The organism is Frankia sp. RB5 (assembly GCF_059816245.1).
Window position 1 is genome coordinate 1 of the sequence record NZ_JCBATA010000041.1, and the last position, 18,443, is coordinate 18,443.

Genomic DNA, 18,443 nt, shown 5'->3' on the forward strand with positions numbered 1-18,443 from the left:
ACACCGGGATGGATCTGGAGGCGGATCTCGGGGTTGACTCGATCAAGCGGGTGCAGGTGCTCGGGGCTTTGCGGGAGCGGTTCCCGCAGGCGCCGACGGTCGGCCCGGAGCAGCTCGCCGAGCTGCGCACGCTGGACCAGATCACCGAGTTCGTCACCGCCGCCCTCCCGGCGGCGCCCGCCGGATCCGGCGTCGGCACCGCCGGTCCCGCGAGCGGCGGCGTGGCGCTCGACCGGGACGCGGTGCGGTCCGCGCTGGTGGACGTGGTGGCGGAGAAGACGGGCTATGCCCCGGACATGATCGACACCGGGATGGATCTGGAGGCGGATCTCGGGGTTGACTCGATCAAGCGGGTGCAGGTGCTCGGGGCTTTGCGGGAGCGGTTCCCGCAGGCGCCGACGGTCGGCCCGGAGCAGCTCGCCGAGCTGCGGACCCTCGACCAGATCACCGAGTTCGTCACCGCCGCCGCACCACCCGGACCGGCCGGCCCGGCCGACGCCGTGACCGGCGCGGAGGCAGGTGGTGTCGACCCAAAAGCCGGTGAGCCGGCGTCGGCGCCGGCCCCCCGCCGCGTCGTCCGGCTGGTGACCCTGCCCCCCGTCGACCGCCTGGACAAGCCGTTCGCCGAGTCCCCGGTGGCCGTCGTGCTGCACCGCTCCAGCCCCGACGCGGAGCCGCTGACCGGCGGACTGCGCGAGCGCGGCTGGACCGCCCATCCCGTCGACCTCGACACCACCAGGTCGCAGGGGGTGTTCGATGGCCGGGTCGACCTGGTCCTGACCCTGCTGACCCCGGGCGACGGCTGGGAGCCGACAGCCGCGCGGCTCGCCGAGACGATCCAGCTGGCCAGGCAGGCCCACGGTCCGCTGACGGCGACCGCCGCCGACGGCACCCGGGCCGCGTTCGTCACCCTGACCCGCCTCGACGGCGGCCTCGGGCATCACGGCTCGGCCGGTCTGGTCGCGTCGCTGCTCGGCGGCGTCGGCGGGGTCGTGAAGACCCTGGACGCCGAGGCGCCGGCGCTGTTCTGCCGGGCCCTCGACGCCGCGCCCGGCCTGCCCGCGGACACGGTCGCCGCGCTGCTCGACGCCGAGCTGCACGACGCCGCCCGCGACACACCCGAGGTCGGCCTCGACGCTGCCGGCACCCGCTGGACGATCGTCCCCGGCCTGTTCGACCCGCACGCCCCCGCCCATCCCGCCTATACCGCCCATCCCGCCGACACCGCCGTCGACGGAGCCCGCACCGCTGTCGGGACGACGGCGGTCCCGGACCCTGCGGGCGGCGCCGAGCTCACCGTGGGGGCGGACGACGTGTTCGTCGTCTCCGGTGGAGCCCGGGGGGTGACGGCGCTGTGCGTGCGCGCCCTGGCCGAACGGGTTCCGGCCCGGTTCGTCCTGCTCGGCCGCTCACCCCTGGACGACGAGCCCGACTGGGCCGTCGGCGTCGCCGACGGCGCGCTCAAGCCGGCCGTGATCGCGCACCTGCGCTCCGGCGGCACCCGGCCGACTCCCCGCGAGGTGGAACGCCTCTACCAGGGGCTGCTGGCGGCCCGGGAGATCCGCGTGACGCTCGCCGCCGTGCGGGCGGCCGGTGCGCGGGCGGACTACGTGCCGGTCGACGTCACCGACCCGGCCGCCGTCCGGGCGGCCCTCGGCGAGCTGCGCGCGCGGGTCACCGGCATCGTGCACGGCGCCGGCGTGCTCGCCGACGCCCGGCTCGTGGACAAGACCGAGGCCGACGTCGCCCGCGTCTTCGCCCCCAAGCTCGGTGGACTGCGGGCCCTGCTCGACGCCCTCGACGAGCCGACCGACGCCCACGACGCCTCCGACGCCCACGACGCCTCCGACGCCCACGACGCCTCCGACGCCCACGACGCCTCCGGCGCCGCGGGCGGGTCGGGCGGCGCGGCGTTGCGGCACGTGGTGCTGTTCACCTCGGTCGCGGGGCTGTTCGGCAACCCGGGTCAGGCCGACTACGCCGCCGCGAACGAGGCGCTGTGCCGCGTCGCCGCCGCGCTGCGCCACGACCGGCCCGGCCGGCACGTCGTCGCCATCGACTGGGGCGCGTGGGACGGCGGCATGGTCACCCCGGCGCTGCGGGAGCTGTTCGCCGCGCGCGGGGTGGAGCTGCTCGCCCCGGACGCCGGCGCCGGCGCGTTCGTCGACACGTTCCGCGCCGACCGCGCCGGCGAGACGTGCGTCCTGGTCGGCCCCGACCACGCGCTCGCCGAGTCGGCCGCCGCGGGCGGCGCGACGCTGCGCGCCCGGCGACGTCTGGCCGGGATCGAGGAACACCCGGTCATCGCCGCCCACCAGGTCGGCGCGCACCGGGTACTGCCGGCGACGTTCGGCCTCGGCTGGATGATCAACGTGGCCGAGCGGGCGCTGCCCGGCCGGCGAGTCGTCGAGGTCCGCGGGTTCGTGGTGCACAAGGGCATCGTCTTCGACGGGTCCGCGCCCGAGACCGCGCAGGTCGTCCTCGAACCCGCCGGGTCCGAGGGGGACGGCGACGCCGGCACTCGCCTGCTGATGCGCGTCTCGGTGCGCGGCGACGGTGCCGGGCGCCTGCCCGTCCCGCACTACGCGGCGACCCTCGTCCTCGCCGCCCCGGCCGACGAGGCGCGCGCGGCCGGGTCGGCGGGCGATGCGTCGGCCGTCCCCGGGTGGCCGAGCTACCGGTTGGGGGAGGGCCCGGAGAACGGGCTCGACATCTACCTCGAGGGCACCCAGTTCCACGGGCCGCGGCTGCAGGGCATGCGCCGCGTGCTGGAACGCGGCGCCGACCGCCTCGTCCTCGAATGCGTCCTCGCCGACGACGCGGACCTGCGTGCCGCGTTCGGCGGGGCGTTGCACAGCCCGGTGCTCGCCGACGTGCTGCTGCAGGGCCCGCCGGTGCTCGGCCTGGCGCTGCTGGGCCAGGCCTGCCTGCCGCTGGCCATCGGCCGCGCCGAGTACCTGCGGCCGCTGCCCGACGGGTCGCCGTTCGTGCTCGTGCTCGACGGCGCCCGCGTCGACGCCGGTGGCGGCACCGCGACCGTCACCGCGACGGCCGCCGCCCCCGACGGCACCGTCCTGGCCCGCTTCACCGACGTCACCGTCGCCGCCACGCCCGGCATGGCCGCGAAGTTCGCCGAGGCCGTCCGGGCCTGGCGGCAGACCCCGACCGAGAACGAGGACGTTTCGGTATGACCGTCGTAGCTCAGGAAACCGTCGCCGGTCGGGGCGTTCCCGGCCAGGAGTTCAGTGTGGACGAGGCGGAGGAGCTCGGCTTCGCCGGCGAGGCCTTCGACCCGCTGGCTCTCGCCGCGCCGACCGTGCCCGCCGCGCCCGCCGTGCCCGCCGTGCCCGCCGGTGTCACCGCGTCGCCCGCCGCGGAGGTGGGTGCGCCGGTCTTCGACCCGGATGCGGTCGTGGTGGCGCCGGTGGGCTCCCGGGAACTGGTCGCGCGCGGCGCGGTCGGCGCCGTCCGGGTGGGCGACCCGGCCGCGGCGTCGGTCACGGAGATGATCCGACTGCTGCGGGCGACGACCGTCGCGGCGCACGCCAGCGCGCTGCGGGCCCAGACGGGTCTGCAGCGGCGAGCACTGGCCCGGCTTGGCCTGTCGGCCGGCGTCGACGCGGGTCCGCCGGCGCACGCCGCGGGACTCGCCCTCGCCGGCACGCCGGCGCTGCCGGTGGCACTGCCCCCGGCGCCGGCGCGCGGCCGGGTGACGACGGAGGCGTCGTTCAAGCCGCTGGCCCGCACGACGGTGCGCGCGCTCGGCCCGGCCGAGCTGGACCGGATCGCCCGTGCCGAGATCGCCGCGGTGTTCGGCGCGGCCTACGAGCAGGAGGGCCTCGACGGGGCGGTCCGCTTCACCGGCGCCGGTCCGTCGCTGCTGGCCGCGGTGGAGGCCATCGAGCTGCGCGGCGGGCGCGCCGGGCGGGGGCTGCTGCGCGCCCGGCTCGTCGCGCCGCCGGGTGCCGCGCTCGGTGAGGCCGACGTGGTGGCGGCCGCGGCCCAGGCGGCGCGGCTGTTCGCCGTGTACCTGGGGCTGCATCTGTGCCTGCCGGACGCCCGGTTCGTCGAGGGCGCCGCCGCGTCGGGCGAGGCCGCCGACGGCGCCGGGCCGCGTGTCGCCCTGGCCGGCGCCGAGGGTGGCGAGTTCGTGCTCGTCGTCGAGATCGCCGACGTCGATCTGGTGCCGCGGCCGTGGCTGCGCGCGGACGCGGAGCTGCGCCGCGTCGGCCCGGGCGCCGGTGGCGCTACGGCAAACGGCGTTGGCGGTACGGCAAACGGCCGTCCAGGCGCCGCACCGGGCGTCGCGGGGGGCGCGGGTGAGTCGGACGGCGAGGTGCTGGCCCGGGTCGTCGACCTCGTCGTCGGACTGCGGGAGCCGGACGGACGGGCCGTCGGGCCCGAGATCGGTGGCCGGCCGGCCGCGTGGCTGGGTCGGCGCAACCGGTTCGGTGACCGGGCGATGCTCAGCGAGTTCCACATGGCCCACTTCTGCCGCGGCGATCAGGCGATCGCGCTGGGACCGGAGTTCGCCGGCTACACCGGGCGCAAGGCGACCCGGCTGCCGTCCGGCGGGCTGCTGCTCGTCGACCGCGTCCTGGAGCTGCACGGCACCCGCGGCGAGGCGGCGACACTCGCCGGCGGCGCCTCGCACGTCACCGAGTACGACGCCCCGGCGGACTCCTGGTACTTCGCCGACACCGCCAACGCGTCCATGCCGAACTGCGTCTACATGGAGACGTCGCTGCAGGCCGCGCTGATGGTCGGCTACTACATGGGCGCCACCCTCGGCGACCCGGCGGCGGTCGTCAGCCTGCGCAACCTCGGCGGGTCGGCGACGGTGCTGCGCGAGATCGACCTGCGCGACGCCACCATCCGCCAGCACTCCAGGCTGCTGTCCACCACCGACATGCCCGGCTCGTCGCTGCAGAACTTCAGCTACACCCTGTCGGTCGACGGCGAGCCGTTCTACGAGGGCGAGACGCTGTTCGGCTACTTCAGCGACGGCGCGCTGGCCAACCAGACCGGCCTGGACGCCGGGAAGTTCGCGCCGACCTGGCTGGACTCCGTCGACCCGCGCCCGGCGACGCGCACGATCGACGTCGCCGCCCGCCGCGCCGACCCGCACGCCCGTCTCATCGCCCGCGACCACCTGGCGCTGCTCGACACGGTCGACGTCGTCGACGGCGGTGGCCGCTACGGCGAGGGCTACCTGCACGCGGTGCGCGCCATCGACCCGGACGACTGGTTCTTCGCCCGCCATTTCCACCTCGACCCGGTCATCCCCGGTTCGCTCGGCGTCGAGACGGTCATCCAGGCGATGCAGGAGTGGCTGCTCGACTCGGCGCACGCGGACGGTCTCGTCGACCCGGCGTTCATCCTGCCCGTCGGCACGGCGTTCACCTGGAAGTACCGCGGCCAGTTCCTGCCGACGGACGGCGAGACGCGTCTGGAGGTGCACATCAAGGAGGTGCGCCGTGGCCAGGGCCGGGTCCGGGTGACCGGCGACGCCAGCGTCTGGAAGCCGGGCCTGCGGATCTACGAGTGCCTCGGCATCGCCGTCGAACTGCGCGAGGACGGAGCCCCGTCATGGTGACGACCACACCCCCGGCGACCGCGGTGGCCGCCGCGCCCACCGGTGCGGCCGGTGCGGCCTACCGGGACCTGCTCGCGCTGGACCGGCCCTGCTACGTGCTGCGCGACAGCGGCGGGCGGGTGCGGACCAGCGGTGACCAGAGCGAGGTGGCCCAGGTGGTGGCGGCCGGCGGGCAGGTGCTCGCCGCCACGGGGCCCCGGCCGGCGACCGCCCTCGGTGATCCCGCGTTCCGGGCGGCGCACGGCGTGCGGTACGCCTACATGGCCGGGGCGATGGCGAACGGGATCGCGTCGGCGCCGATGGTGGCCGCGCTCGCCCGCGCCGGCTTCCTCGCCTCGTTCGGCGCCGCGGGAGTGCTGCCCGCGCGGGTCGACGAGGCGCTCGCCGCGATCGTCCGCGACGCCGCCGGCGCGCCGTTCGCCTGCAACCTCATCCACAGCCCGAGCGAGTCGGCGATGGAGGCGGCGACCGTCGACGCCTGCCTGCGCCACGGCGTCACCACGCTGGAGGCGTCGGCGTTCGTCGAGCCGACGGCGCAGCTCGTCCGCTACCGGCTCGCCGGCCTGCACCGCGGCCGCGACGGGCGGGTCGAGATCGGCCACCGCGTGATCGGCAAGGTGTCGCGGGCCGAGGTCGCCGAGCGGTTCCTGCGCCCGGCGCCGGCGGACCTCGTCCGCGGCCTGCTCGCCGCCGGCGACGTGACGCCCGAGCAGGCCGAGCTCGCCGCCACCGTGCCCCTTGCCGACGACATCACCGCCGAAGCCGACTCCGGCGGTCACACCGACCGGCGTCCCCTCGTCGTCCTGCTGCCCGAACTGCTGGCCCTCGCCGAGCGGATCCGCCGCGAGCAGGGCCGGCCGAGCGCGGTGCGGGTCGGCGCGGCCGGCGGGATCGGGACGCCCGCGGCCGCGGCGGCGGCGTTCGCCCTCGGCGCCGCCTACGTCGTCACCGGCTCGGTGAACCAGTCCACCGTCGAGGCGGACCAGTCGGACACCACCAAGCGGATGCTCGCGGCGACCGGTGTCGCCGACACGGCGATGACGCCGTCGGCGGACATGTTCGAGCTCGGCGTGGAGGTGCAGGTGCTGCGCCGCGGCACCCTGTTCCCTGGCCGCGCGCGCCAGCTCTACGAGCTGTACCGGGCCTACGACGGGCTGGACGCGCTGCCCGCCGACGTGCGCGACACGCTGGAGAAGCGGGTCTTCCGCCGCACACTCGACGACGTCTGGGCGGACTGCGTCGAGTTCTTCACCCGCCGCGACCCCGACCAGATCACCCGGGCCGCGGACGACCCCCGCCGGCGCATGGCGCTGGTGTTCCGCTGGTACCTGGGCCGCTCGTCCGGCTGGAGCATCGCCGGCGATCCCGACCGGGCCGCCGACTACCAGGTGTGGTGCGGCCCGGCGATGGGGGCGTTCAACGCCTGGGTCGCCGGCACCTACCTCGCCGAGGTCGGCAACCGGCACGTCGCCGAGGTGGCCGGTCACCTGATGGTCGGCGCCGCCTTCCACGAGCGGGTCGCGGCGCTGCGGGCCGCCGGCGTGCGGCTGCCGTCCTCCGCCACCACGTACATCCCCGTTGTTCCGTCCCAGTGACGAAAGGCAGCCAGCGATGACGATCGAGGCCGTTCGAACGGAGGGAAGCACCGTCCGCGACCGGGGCGGGGACGCGGACGGCGGTGGCCATGCGCCCGGAGCGCGGTCGGCGGGTGTCGGGCGCGGCCGCGCGGAGGCGGGATCGTCGTGGCTGCTGTGCGGCGGCTGCCGCACGATGATCTACGGGCGCCGGTTCGACCGGGCCGGGCGGGTCTGCGCCGACTGCGGCTGGCACGCCCCGATGACCATCGACCAGCGGCTCGACCTGCTGCTCGACGCCGGTTCGCGCCGCGACATCGAGGTGACGGCGATCGACGGCGACCCGCTGGAGTTCGTCGACTCCAAGCCCTACCCGGACCGGCTTCGCGCCGCCCGCGCCGCCACGGGGCTGCATGACGCGGCGGTCGCCGTGCGCGGGACGATCGACGGCAACCCGGCCGTCGTCGTCGTCATGGACTTCCGGTTCCTCGGCGGCAGCCTCGGTGCCGCGGTCGGCGAGGTGTTCACCCGCGGCGCCGAGGTCGCGCTGCGCGAGCGGACGCCGCTGATCACCGTCACCGCGTCCGGTGGCGCGCGGATGCAGGAGGGCGCCATCGCCCTGATGCAGATGGCCAAGACCAGCCAGGCCCTCGGCCAGCTCGACGAGGCCGGCATCCTCACCGTCTCGCTCATCACCGACCCGACGTTCGGCGGGGTGGCGGCGTCGTTCGCGACACTCGCGGACGTCATCATCGCCGAGCCCGGCGCCCGGCTCGGGTTCGCCGGCCGTCGCGTCATCGAACAGACGATCCGCCAGGTGCTCCCCGACGACTTCCAGACCGCCGAGTTCCTGCTCACCCACGGCGTCGTCGACATCATCAGCCCGCGCGCCGAACTGCGCGCCACCCTCAGCCGGCTGCTGTCGGTGTCGAGCCGACGAGAGGACGGCATCCCGCGCCAGCCCGCGCGCGCCGGCGGGGCGGTCGTCACCGACCACGAACAGCTCGCCGCGCGCGACCCGTGGGAGTCGGTGCGCGCGGCGCGCCGCCTCGGCCGGCCGACGACCCTCGACTACATCGGCATGATCGTCGAGGACTTCACCGAGCTGCGCGGCGACCGGATGTCCGCCGACTGCCCGGCGATCGTCGCCGGCCTCGGCCGCCTCGATGGTGTCCCGGTGGTCGTCATCGGCACCCAGAAGGGCCACACCGCCGACGAGCTGCGGCACCGCAACTTCGGCCTGCCGACCCCGGCCGGCTACCGCAAGTCCGCCCGGGTGATGCGGCTGGCGGCCAAGCTCGGCCTCCCGGTCGTCACGCTGATCGACACCGCCGGGGCGTACCCGGGCGTCGAGGCGGAGGAGCAGGCCCAGGCGGTCGCGATCGCCGAGAACCTGCGGCTCATGGCCGGGCTCGCGGTGCCGGTCGTCGCCGTGGTCACCGGCGAGGGCGGCAGCGGCGGCGCGCTCGCCCTCGCCTTCGCCGACCGCGTCCTCATGCTCGCCAACGCCGTCTACTCGGTGATCAGCGCGGAGGGCTGCGCGTCGATCCTGTGGAAGGACCCGGCGGCCGCGCCCCGGGCCGCCGCGGCGCTGCGCGTCGACTCCCGCGAACTGCTGCGCCTGCACATCGTCGACGGCGTCGTCGTCGAGCCCGACGGCGGCGCCGACGCCGACCCGCAGCGCGCCGCCGCCACCCTGCGGGTCGCGCTGCGCGCCGCCCTCGCCGACCTCACGCCCCTCGACCAGATGACCCTGGTGACCCGCCGCCGCGCCCGCTTCCGCCAGTTCGGCGTCCCCGAGACGGACGCCGCGCACCACCGCACCGACGAGACCGACGAGACCGACGAGGCAAGCCACAGCGAGGAAGAGGGGGCGACCCGATGACGATCGACCAGGCGGCGAGGGCAGCGGGAGCGACGGACGGCGCCAGCACGGGCGCCGGCGGCGCCGAGGGCGTCCCCGCGACGGGTTCGCAGGCAACCGCCGGCTCGCAGGCAACCGCCGGCTCGCAGGCCGCCACCGGCTCGCCGGCCGCCACCGGGTCCCCGTCCGCTCTCGGGCCGTCGGCCGTCGACGGTGCGCTGCCGGCCGTCGACGCCGTCATCGGTGTGCTCGGCGCCCACCTGCTGGAGCTGTCCGTCCGCGCGCCGATCGCGCCGAGCCTGGTGCGCGTGTCCGCGGGCGACGTTACCGTCGAGATGGGCTGGGCGACCGTCGCGCCCGCGCTCGGCGACTCCGCCGCGGCGCGTACCCGCTGGTCGGCGGTCTCCACCGCGCCGACGGCCGTCCGTCCGCTCACCGGCGGCGACGGCGCCCAGGCGCTGGGGGCCGGCTCGACGAACGGCGCCGCCGTGAACGGTGCCATCGCGGGTGCCGCGACCAACGGCGCCACCGTCAACGGCGCGGGCCCGAATGGTGCCGGCGCGCACGGTCCCGCGACGAGCGGTGCCGCGACGAGCGGTGCCACCGCGGTGACAGCGCCGGCGGCTGGCGGCGCGGGCGCGGCCGAGGCAGGCGCGGGGGAGTTCACGCTCGACTCGCCGTCGGTCGGAATGTTCTACCGGGCGCCTGAACCCGGCAAGCCGCCGTTCGTCAGTGAGGGCGACACGGTGCGGGCCGGGCAGCAGGTCGGCATCGTCGAGGCGATGAAGTTGATGATCCCGATCGAGGCGGAGCGGGCCGGGCGGGTCGTGCGCGTCCTGGTCGACGACGCGAGCCCGATCGAGCACGGCCAGCCGCTGTTCGTGCTCGCCGCGGCTGGCGGCGAGGGCTGATGTTCACCAGCGTCCTGGTCGCCAACCGCGGCGAGATCGCGCTGCGGGTCGTGCGCACCTGCCAGGAACTCGGCATCCGCACGATCGTCGCGCACTCGGCCGCCGACCGGGACTCGGCGGCCGTGCGTGCCGCCGACGAGTCCGTCCAGGTCGGGCCCGGGCCGTCGAAGGCGAGCTATCTGAACATCCCCGCTGTGGTCGAGGCCGCCCGCACCCGCGGCGCCGAGGCGATCCACCCGGGCTACGGCTTCCTGTCGGAGAACCCCGAGTTCGCCGAGGTCTGCGAGGACGAGGGGATCGTCTTCATCGGCCCGCCGGCGTCGGTGATGGCCCAGCTCGGCGACAAGGCGATCGCCCGCGGCATCATGCGCGAGGCCGGCCTGCCGCTGCTGCCCGGCAGCCGCGACGCCCTCGACGGTCCGGGCGCCGCGCTGGCGCTCGCCGACGAGATCGGCTTCCCGATGATCCTCAAGGCGGTCGCCGGCGGCGGCGGTCGTGGCATGCGCGTCGTGCGCGACCGGGACGACGTCGAGGACGCCTACGCCGAGACCCGCGCCGCGGCGCTCGCCGTGTTCGGCGACGGCCGCCTCTACGGCGAGCGGTACCTGGACTCGGCCCGCCACGTCGAGATCCAGGTGCTCCTCGACGCGCACGGGGGCGGCGTCCACCTCGGCGCCCGCGACTGCTCGCTGCAGCGTCGCCACCAGAAGCTCGTCGAGGAGTCGCCGGCGCCCGAGGTCGATCAGGCCGCGCTCGCCGAACTCGGCACGCACACCGTGGGTGCCCTGCTCGACGCCGGCTACGTCGGCGCCGGCACCGCCGAGTTCCTCTACGACCCGGCGCGGCGCGGCTACTACTTCATGGAGGTCAACTGCCGCCTGCAGGTCGAGCACCCGGTGACGGAGATGGTCACCGGCATCGACCTCGTCGCCGAGCAGCTGCGCGTCGCCGCCGGCGAGCCGCTCGGCTACGGCCAGGCGGACGTCGTCACCCGGGGTGCGGCGATCGAATGCCGCCTCAACGCCGAGGACCCGGCACGCGACTTCCGCCCGACTCCAGGCCTTGTCACCCGCCTCGTCCTGCCCGGCGGCCCGTTCGTCCGGGTCGACACGCACCTGGAGACGGGCTACCGCATCCCGCCGTTCTACGACTCGCTGCTCGCCAAGATCGTCGTCTGGGCCCCCGACCGCGCCGGCGCCATCGCCCGCATGCGCCGCGCCCTCGCCGAAACGGTCGTCGACGGCCCCGGCCTCGCCACCACGGCGCCGTTCCTGCGCGACGCCCTCGACCATCCGTCCGTCCGTGCCGGCACCCACGACACGTCCCTCATCGCCACCCTGCCGACGAGCCCGGCCCCGACCACGGCGCCGCCGACAGCCGCCGCGGCGCCCGTCACCCCCGCTCCGGCGACGGTGGGCACCTCCATCACCTGACCGTGCGCCGCCGTCCGCGAACCGGTCCTCCGGTCCTCCCTCGACGGGGGGATTCGGGGACCTGGACCTGCCCGGCCGGGCGGCGACGGCGACACGTCGTGCCATCAGGGATACCGTCACACCGGCGACGCCGCGATGACCGCCCTGCCGCGGCCCCAGTACATACTTTATGGGTACATGGGCTGGTCCTAACCAACGCGGAGCGCCCCTGTCGGCGGGCGAGGACTGCCCGCCGACAGGGGCGCGACTGGGGACGGCCAGGCCTGACCAGACCTGGACGGGTCTGGTCAGGCCTGGCCCACGGTCAGGGGTTCGGTGCCCAGAGTGCCCGGTACCGTGCTCCGGACAGTGGGTTCAGGTAGACGCAGCCGGGGGTCACGGGCCGGTAGAGGTTCGAGCCGACGTTGCCTTGGTCGCAGTTGTTGAAGTAGGCCTCGTAGTAGAAGTTCTCGCCGGCCCGGGCGACCATCCAGTCCCGCATCCACGTGATGTAGCCGGGGTTGTCGCCGCCGCCGTTGCTGCCCGAGCCCTGCACGATGCCCCATTCGCCGATGCCGAACAGCTTCCCGTGCGCCTTGGCGAAGTTGTACAGCCAGGTCACCCCGCCCATCGCGTTGGCCTGGGCGTTGAACTCGGCGAGCGTCCGGGACGCCGGGTAGAAGTCGTAGTCGTCCATGCTGATGATGTCGACCCACTGGTCGCCGGGGTAGAGGTCCAGCGGGTTGTGGCTGGGCGGGTTCTGCGAGTAGTGCGCGTTGATGGGCCAACTGATCAGCGGGTCCGGGTTGGTGACGGACCTGATCGCATCGGCGATCTTCCGCCAGCAGTTGACGTACGCCACCGGGTCCGTCCCGGACCACTCGTACCAGTTCCCGTTCGCCTCCCAGGCGAGCCGGACGATGGAGGTCTGCCGGCCGATCCTGTTCAGCGAGTTGCCGAAGTCCCGCCAGTGGGAGTCGTAGGCCCCGGTCGCGCACTGTTGAAGACTCGCACCGCTGTTCTCCGGGAACGGCGGCACGGAGATCTCCATCTGGCCCGGCCAGCCGCCGAAGTTGTCCCGTATCAGGTCCAGGTTGGTGATCGACGACCAGCTCTGCCGTGGGACGTAGACATGGGCCAGGTCACACAGGCTGCCGCGGGACAGACAGAACGAGTCGACGTACTGCGGGGACATCACGGGGTCGCCGTTCGCCCCGGACAGCCATGGCTCTCCCGACCGGTTGCCGATGAACGGCGGCGTCGTCGCGGCTCCCAGGGTCAGCACGGCGCGGTCGAAGGCAACGACGAAGCCGTCCGAGGCGGGGCTGTGTTCGCCGATGTTGTGGAGGATGACCGAATGCGGGCCGTCGCTGATCGTGCCGGAGTCGTAGATCAGCGCGTTGCTGGACGTCGGGGCGTAGGTGTCGACCCTGCTGGGGGTCCCGTTGTCGAGGGTCAGGGTGGCGATGCCGCCGTGGCGTTCCTTGACGCCGTAGACCTGGATCCGGGTGCCGGTGAACCGGATGGTCGCGGTGGCGCCGATCGCCGACGAGTACCGGAAGCTGTTGTTCGGGGTGCTGGGAACGCATCCCCTGCACTCCAGCCACGCGCTGACGTACACGACGGCGCCGACCCCGATGTCGCTGTCCTCGATCGTCTTCGTCTGGCCCGGGGCTGGTGGCGGTGGGACGACCGGGTCGACGTACACCTCGGCGCGGTCGAACCCGACGACGAACCCGTCGGACGGCGGGTTGTTCTGGCCGAGGTTGCGCAGCACGGCGGTGTGCGTGGTGTTGGCGAGCACTCCCGACTCGTAGACCAGGGGGTTGCTCGACGTCGCCGCGTAGGTGTCGAAGACGCCGGGGGTGCCGCCGTCGATGCTGACGGTGGCGACGCCGCCGTGTGTCTCCCGGATCCCGTAGAACTTGATCTGTGTCCCGGTGAACCGGATGGTCGCGGTCGCGTTCGCCGCGGAGGAGTAGCGGAAGCTCCCGTTGGGGGTCGTGGGGATGCAGCCCCCGCACACCGTCCAGGTGCCGGCGTAGGCGACCTGGTTGGTGCCGGTGCCGACGCTGGAGTCCTCGATCGTCGCGGTCAGTGCCGGCGCCGCGGTCGAGACCGCCTGCAGCCCGGCCAGCACACTCACCACCATGGGAACCAGGCAGACCAGCCGGGCCAGCCTTCGGCGCCGGTCATCGCCGCCGGGCCGGCGTCTGTGCCGGTTCTGCCGGCCGGCTCGCCGTGTCGTCCGCCGCCACCTGTTGGGGAGTTGGCTGGGTTCGTCGTGATGAGAATAATCTTGTCGGTCCGCGCGCCCCGCGGCTGGCTTGATGAGCACGTTCGTGCCTCACACCTTCGTCAGAGACCCTCGTCGCGGAGATCGGCGACGAAGGCCTCACCTTCGTTGACATGGCTAGTCTATACGTAGGGTGACGATATAATTACTCTATGGATGTGAGCGCAGGTGGTTCCGGGTGATTGCGACATTCACCCGCGTCACCACACGTCCGGCCAGCGGGCGCACTGCGGTTGACGACCGCGACCATCCGCTTCCGCCCGACTCCAGGCCTTGTCACCCGCCTCGTCCTGCCCGGTGGCCCGTTCGTCCGCGTCGACACGCACCTGGAGACGGGCTACCGCATCCCGCCGTTCTACGACTCGCTGCTCGCCAAGATCGTCGTCTGGGCCCCCGACCGCGCCGGCGCCATCGCCCGCATGCGCCGCGCCCTCACCGAGACGGTCGTCGACGGCCCCGGCCTCGCCACCACGGCGCCGTTCCTGCGCGACGCCCTCGACCATCCGTCCTTCCGTGCCGGCACCCACGACACGTCCCTCATCGCCACCCGCTGGCTCGACGCCTCAACAGGCGGGCTCTGCTGCAGCGGCCACCGGATCGTTGGGGCGTGGCAGCCTCATCTGTCGCGTGCCGCCGACCACACGGCAGGGGCCCCGCACCGGAGAGGAGACCCCGCATCCGCCGGATCCGGCGGTGACGCTCCTTTCGCGTTTTCACGACAGTCCAGGCGCGGTGAAGTGGGCGCAGCGGCGGCGCTCACGGGAAATCAGCGGCGCACGTGGACGACAGCCACCGTTGTCACGCGGGAAGGCCGCTTCGCCGGGAAGATCGTGAGCATGAGGGCGTGCGGGTTATGAAGCACCCGCGGAGTCGGCCATTCCCGAGATCAGGTCGCGATGGAAACAGGCTCGGGTCGGTGAGCGTGAGGTGTACCACCGGCGGTACACGCTGGAGGCACGAACGAGTGCCGAAGTGGCGACGGCCAAGGGCACACTGCCACCACGAGCTCTGGTGCCCAGCGCCCCGATGCCCGTAGTCCACCTGCCGCGACACGCGGCACGCACTGGCGAGGATCACACCATGGCACCTTGGTCACGTGCACTGTGCGGCACATCGGTTCGCAGGTCCACCGAGGGGCGCGGTGTGGCCTTGGTCTTCCAGGACCACGCCGGGCCAGCCTTCTCACGAGCGTCGCTGCTCACGTCAGATGCACCCCGATCCGTCTTCGTCCAAGGGCGTGCGGGAACGTGCCGGGCTGGTGGTGACATGCTAGGGATGGCCAGGCCGGAGATATCCGACCCGCATTCCGTAACCACAATAATGATTGATGATGGTCTGACTTCGACGGGTCGGACGTCCACCGTCAAAGCCCGCGAGGTACGGCTGGCCCGCCGGCCGGGGACAACCATGCCCCGCGGCCGACGGAACAGCGCGCACCTCGAACCGGACCGCGTCGTCCCAGCTCAGCCGAGCGGCACGCTCAGCTGGGACGGCTGGGCACTCGGTGAACCGAACGCCACGGTGCCACCGGCGCGGTCCATGTCGAGGTAGAGATCGTCCTTCGTGTCGATGACCAGCGAGAGGTGGCATCCCGTCAGCACGTCCGTCGCGACCGGGTCGAAGGCGAGCGTCGCTGCCTGCGGCTGGCCGGGCGTCGCCCCGAGGTAGGTGTGCACGGCCTTGCTGAGCAGGGTGGAGTCGCCGGTGGGGCTGGTGGCGTACAGGTAGGCGACCACGGTCCCGGTGTCGACGTTCGGCGTCAGGGACAGCCGCAGGGTCGGGATGCCGCGGATACGCTGCGGCAGCGGGGTCGGCGGCGCCTGCCAGACCGCGCCGTCCCGCCGATCGACCGAGTCGAGGCGCAGCGTCGGCGGCAGGTGGCTGATCCCCTGCAGGGCCTTGGTGATCAGGACCGTGCCGGCGTTGGCGGTGGTGTCGGTGCCGGACCGGATCGACGTCGACCAGCTCCCGGTGGCGGCGGTCGGCGACAGATCGCCGGTGCCCAGCGGCGCGGGCCCCAGGCGCAGCGTCGTCGTGGAGCGGGTCGCCGCGGCCCAGGTCGGGTAGGTCTCGACGCCGCCGCCGTCCGTCGTGAGCCGCACGGCCGCGGGCGCGGGCGCCGCTGCGGACGGTGACCCCGGACGCAGACCGCGGTCGAACCAGTCCCACGCGGACGACCACACCCCGTTGGGAATCCCGAGTAGGCCGCCGATCTCGTTGGTTCCGTGGTCGCCGGGAGCGAGCTGAAGCGACTTCGGCCCGGTCAGCCCGGTGAAGAAATCGATCTGCGGATTCGGCGCGAAGAAGTTGTCGCCGTACGCGGCCGCCATGAAGACCGCGGGGTGATGCCTGTTGACGGCGTCCAGGAGACTGCCGGCGCTGCGCGCCTTCGCCCAGGCCAGCACGGAGGGCATGTTTCGCAGGCCGTTGTAGTCGTCGAGGAACGTGGTGAAGTCCGCCCCGCTCCGTCCGGTCTTCTGCAGCAGGCTGGTGAGGAGATCCAGCGCGGCCTTGTGACGGGTGTCCGCGGCGTAGAGGGAGTACCCGAAGTCCGTCCATCCGCTCAGGGACGCGACCGTCCGGACCCGTGCGTCGGCCGCCGCGGCGAGCAGGGCTATGCCGCCCCCGTAGGACAGTCCGGCGACGCCGACCCGGGCCGGATCCGCCGGCGTGTGGGCGAGCGCCCAGCTGATGACGTCGGACACATCGGAAACGTCACGGGGTCCGGACACGTCCACCGTGCCGCCCGAGCTGAAGAAGCCGCGGGTGTTGTAGGTCAGAACCACGTAGCCACGCGCGGACAACTCCTTCGCCTGCACGTCGAACACCGTGTTCGGAAATCCCCAGGCCGCCGGAATCACGGCCAGCGGATACCGTCCAGGCACCGGCGGGACGACGACGGTGGCGGTCAGCACGGTGCCATCCCGCGCCGTGATCGTCTGCTGGGGCGGCCCGGCGGCGCGGGTAGGCGCCGCGTCGCTGGACGCACGCGGGCGCGGGGCGTCCGCGGACAGGCCGGCCGCGGACAGGCCGGCCGCGGACAGGCCGGCCGCGGGCAGGCCGGCCGCCGCACCGCCGTGCACCTGCGCGCCCTGCGTCGCCCCCGGGCTCGGGTTCGGCGCGCCCGTGGGACGGGAGACGATCTCCGCCCCGGGCGGCGCCGCCCCCGAGGTGCCACAGGCAGCCACCGCCGCCGCGACGGCCACCAGCACCAGCGCTGTCCGACAGCGGTGGCCGGGGCGTTTCGCCGCGGCGCTTGTCGAGGACATCAGAACTCCCGTCAGAAGCAGTACGGCGCGACCCCGCCGCGCTGCCGACGCGATGACGTCGACCTGATGGGAACGCGCTCATCCGGTTTACCAGGAGGAATACGACGCCCACTCCGGACCGCTCGCACCATTCAGCACCAACAGGCCAGTTCGGCACCGTAACCTGCACGGTGACACCCAATCGATCCCCATGGACGCCTTCCGGCATCGCAGCCAGCCGTTCACGTCCTTGCCCCCAATAGCCCTTCTCGCGTATCGGTGTCAAATATTCTGTATGCAGACAGATTTGATGGCGGCGGCAATGTCTTTGCAACGACGTCTGGCGGTCCATGTTGTCGGCGACCTACCTTGACAACGGCCTCCGCAGGAGCTGTTCGCCGAGGTCCGCCAACCCTGACCAGCTTCAGCCGCCATCACGATCTTGCGAGGGCTGTAACGCCAGGGCGCTTGGTTTTCCACAGCTGGTAGTACCGCTGAGGCGATGGCGCGGTCCTCCACAGATGGGCCGATACGGCTGCCGTGTTCAGGGGGCATGTCCGAGAGTGGGATGATGTCCACGCCACACGACCGCGTCGTCGCGCTGGCTCGTCGTCAGGACGATGTCGTGACCAGTGAGCAGGCCCGTCAGCTGGGCATGTCCGACGACGCCCTGTCGCGGCGGCGGCGTCACGGATGGTCCTCTCCCTTGCAGGGGGCCTTGCTGATACCGCCTGTACGCGACGAGGTGCGGGCGCGAGCGCGGGCCGCGCAGTCCGTCCTCGGCGGCACCATCTGTGGGCGGACCGCAGCCCGGTTGCATCATCTGCCTGGGCTGGCGGCCTTCAGGTCGGACGAGCCGACCGACCTCGCGCTGCCCACCGGCAATCGTCGGCGGGATCGAACGGGCTATCGGCGACGTCGCCTGGAGCTGCGCGACTCGGACATCGTCGACCTCGGCGGCCTGCGCGTCTGCACGGTTCCGCGGACGCTGGAGGATCTCGCCTTGCTGTGCGATCGCGAGGAGTTCGTCAGCGTCGTCGACGCGATGCTGTTCGCCGGCCAGTTGGCCGCCGCGGACGTGCTCGATCTACGCGGCCGGGTGTCGGCGCGGCCGAATGGCCGCCGAGCCCGCGGCTGGTGGGACCGCATCGATGGGCGGGCGGAGTCTCCGCTGGAGACGCGGGTCCGCCTCCTGCTCGGCGATTTCGGGCTGCTGCCTGACGAGTGCCAGTGGCCGGTCTGCGATCCGACGACTGGCCGGTTCGTCGCTCGGGTCGACTTCGCCTGGCCTTCGTTGCGGCTCGCGGTCGAGGCGGACGGCGTCGGGCCGCATAGCGTGCCTGCGGCCCTGTATCGGGACCGGTTCCGGCAGAACGCGCTGGTCCGACTCCGCTGGGAGATCCTGCGGTTCACCTGGTGGGACGTGACCGTCGGCGCGGCCCAGCTGGTGAAGATGGTGGGCGCCGCCGTACGCGCCGCCGAGTCGCGCCGGGGCGACGACGCCTCGCCCTACTGATCCGCCCAAGATCCACCCGTCCCTTC

10 protein-coding genes are annotated in these 18,443 nt (G+C 73.6%); 8 read left to right on the forward strand and 2 right to left on the reverse strand.

The features are described from left to right. The 6 genes from AC6EXY_RS20895 to AC6EXY_RS20920 form a co-directional block, all read left to right on the forward strand. On the forward strand, nucleotides 1-3,191 hold a 3,191-nt coding region (locus AC6EXY_RS20895), incomplete at its 5' end, for a KR domain-containing protein (protein ID WP_499842393.1). Next, nucleotides 3,188-5,596, forward strand: coding sequence for a hotdog family protein (locus AC6EXY_RS20900; protein WP_101829815.1), 2,409 nt, complete (start codon nucleotides 3,188-3,190; stop codon nucleotides 5,594-5,596). The genes AC6EXY_RS20895 and AC6EXY_RS20900, both read left to right, overlap by 4 nt. Continuing rightward, a complete protein-coding gene (locus tag AC6EXY_RS20905; protein WP_101829816.1) occupies nucleotides 5,590-7,191 on the forward strand; it encodes a PfaD family polyunsaturated fatty acid/polyketide biosynthesis protein in 1,602 nt (533 codons plus the stop codon). The genes AC6EXY_RS20900 and AC6EXY_RS20905 overlap by 7 nt, the downstream gene beginning before the upstream one ends. A gap of 16 nt (nucleotides 7,192-7,207) precedes the next feature. Next, entirely contained in the window at nucleotides 7,208-9,055 is a 1,848-nt protein-coding gene (gene accD, locus AC6EXY_RS20910; RefSeq protein ID WP_101829817.1) for an acetyl-CoA carboxylase, carboxyltransferase subunit beta, read from the forward strand. Continuing rightward, entirely contained in the window at nucleotides 9,052-9,945 is an 894-nt protein-coding gene (locus tag AC6EXY_RS20915; protein WP_243407084.1) for an acetyl-CoA carboxylase biotin carboxyl carrier protein, read from the forward strand. Before accD ends, AC6EXY_RS20915 begins: the two co-directional genes overlap by 4 nt. Further along, complete coding sequence (locus AC6EXY_RS20920; RefSeq protein ID WP_499817546.1) at nucleotides 9,945-11,378, forward strand: acetyl-CoA carboxylase biotin carboxylase subunit; 1,434 nt, start codon at nucleotides 9,945-9,947, stop codon at nucleotides 11,376-11,378. Before AC6EXY_RS20915 ends, AC6EXY_RS20920 begins: the two co-directional genes overlap by 1 nt. Nucleotides 11,379-11,682: 304 nt before the next feature. Here the strand turns inward: AC6EXY_RS20920 and AC6EXY_RS20925 are convergent, their stop codons facing one another. Continuing rightward, nucleotides 11,683-13,509, reverse strand: coding sequence for a glycoside hydrolase family 26 protein (locus AC6EXY_RS20925; protein WP_101829819.1), 1,827 nt, complete (start codon nucleotides 13,507-13,509; stop codon nucleotides 11,683-11,685). A 377-nt stretch (nucleotides 13,510-13,886) separates the two neighbouring features. On the opposite strand from AC6EXY_RS20925, the gene AC6EXY_RS20930 reads away from it, so the two are divergent. Beyond that, nucleotides 13,887-14,510 carry a biotin carboxylase domain-containing protein gene (locus tag AC6EXY_RS20930; protein WP_341477166.1) on the forward strand — a complete coding sequence of 208 codons (624 nt, stop codon included), beginning with the start codon at nucleotides 13,887-13,889 and terminating at the stop codon, nucleotides 14,508-14,510. Between the two features lie 606 nt (nucleotides 14,511-15,116). On the opposite strand, the gene AC6EXY_RS20935 is transcribed toward AC6EXY_RS20930, so the two are convergent. After that, nucleotides 15,117-16,922: an alpha/beta hydrolase family protein gene (locus tag AC6EXY_RS20935; RefSeq protein WP_499842394.1), complete on the reverse strand. Its 1,806-nt coding sequence runs from the start codon at nucleotides 16,920-16,922 to the stop codon at nucleotides 15,117-15,119. A gap of 550 nt (nucleotides 16,923-17,472) precedes the next feature. Between AC6EXY_RS20935 and AC6EXY_RS20940 the strand changes: the two genes are divergently transcribed. Next, nucleotides 17,473-18,417 (forward strand): type IV toxin-antitoxin system AbiEi family antitoxin domain-containing protein, encoded by a 945-nt coding sequence (locus AC6EXY_RS20940; RefSeq protein ID WP_207770112.1) that lies wholly within the window; start codon nucleotides 17,473-17,475, stop codon nucleotides 18,415-18,417. Nucleotides 18,418-18,443 lie beyond the last annotated feature (26 nt).

Excerpts from the sequence above, each read along its gene's own strand:
- AC6EXY_RS20900 (WP_101829815.1), top strand. The coding sequence starts at position 3,188 with ATGACCGTCGTAGCTCAGGAAACCGTCGCCGGTCGGGGCGTTCCCGGC.
- AC6EXY_RS20905 (WP_101829816.1), top strand. The coding sequence starts at position 5,590 with ATGGTGACGACCACACCCCCGGCGACCGCGGTGGCCGCCGCGCCCACC.
- accD (WP_101829817.1), top strand. The coding sequence starts at position 7,208 with ATGACGATCGAGGCCGTTCGAACGGAGGGAAGCACCGTCCGCGACCGG.
- AC6EXY_RS20915 (WP_243407084.1), top strand. The coding sequence starts at position 9,052 with ATGACGATCGACCAGGCGGCGAGGGCAGCGGGAGCGACGGACGGCGCC.
- AC6EXY_RS20920 (WP_499817546.1), top strand. The coding sequence starts at position 9,945 with ATGTTCACCAGCGTCCTGGTCGCCAACCGCGGCGAGATCGCGCTGCGG.
- AC6EXY_RS20925 (WP_101829819.1), bottom strand. The coding sequence starts at position 13,509 with ATGGTGGTGAGTGTGCTGGCCGGGCTGCAGGCGGTCTCGACCGCGGCG.
- AC6EXY_RS20935 (WP_499842394.1), bottom strand. The coding sequence starts at position 16,922 with ATGTCCTCGACAAGCGCCGCGGCGAAACGCCCCGGCCACCGCTGTCGG.
- AC6EXY_RS20940 (WP_207770112.1), top strand. The coding sequence starts at position 17,473 with ATGTCCACGCCACACGACCGCGTCGTCGCGCTGGCTCGTCGTCAGGAC.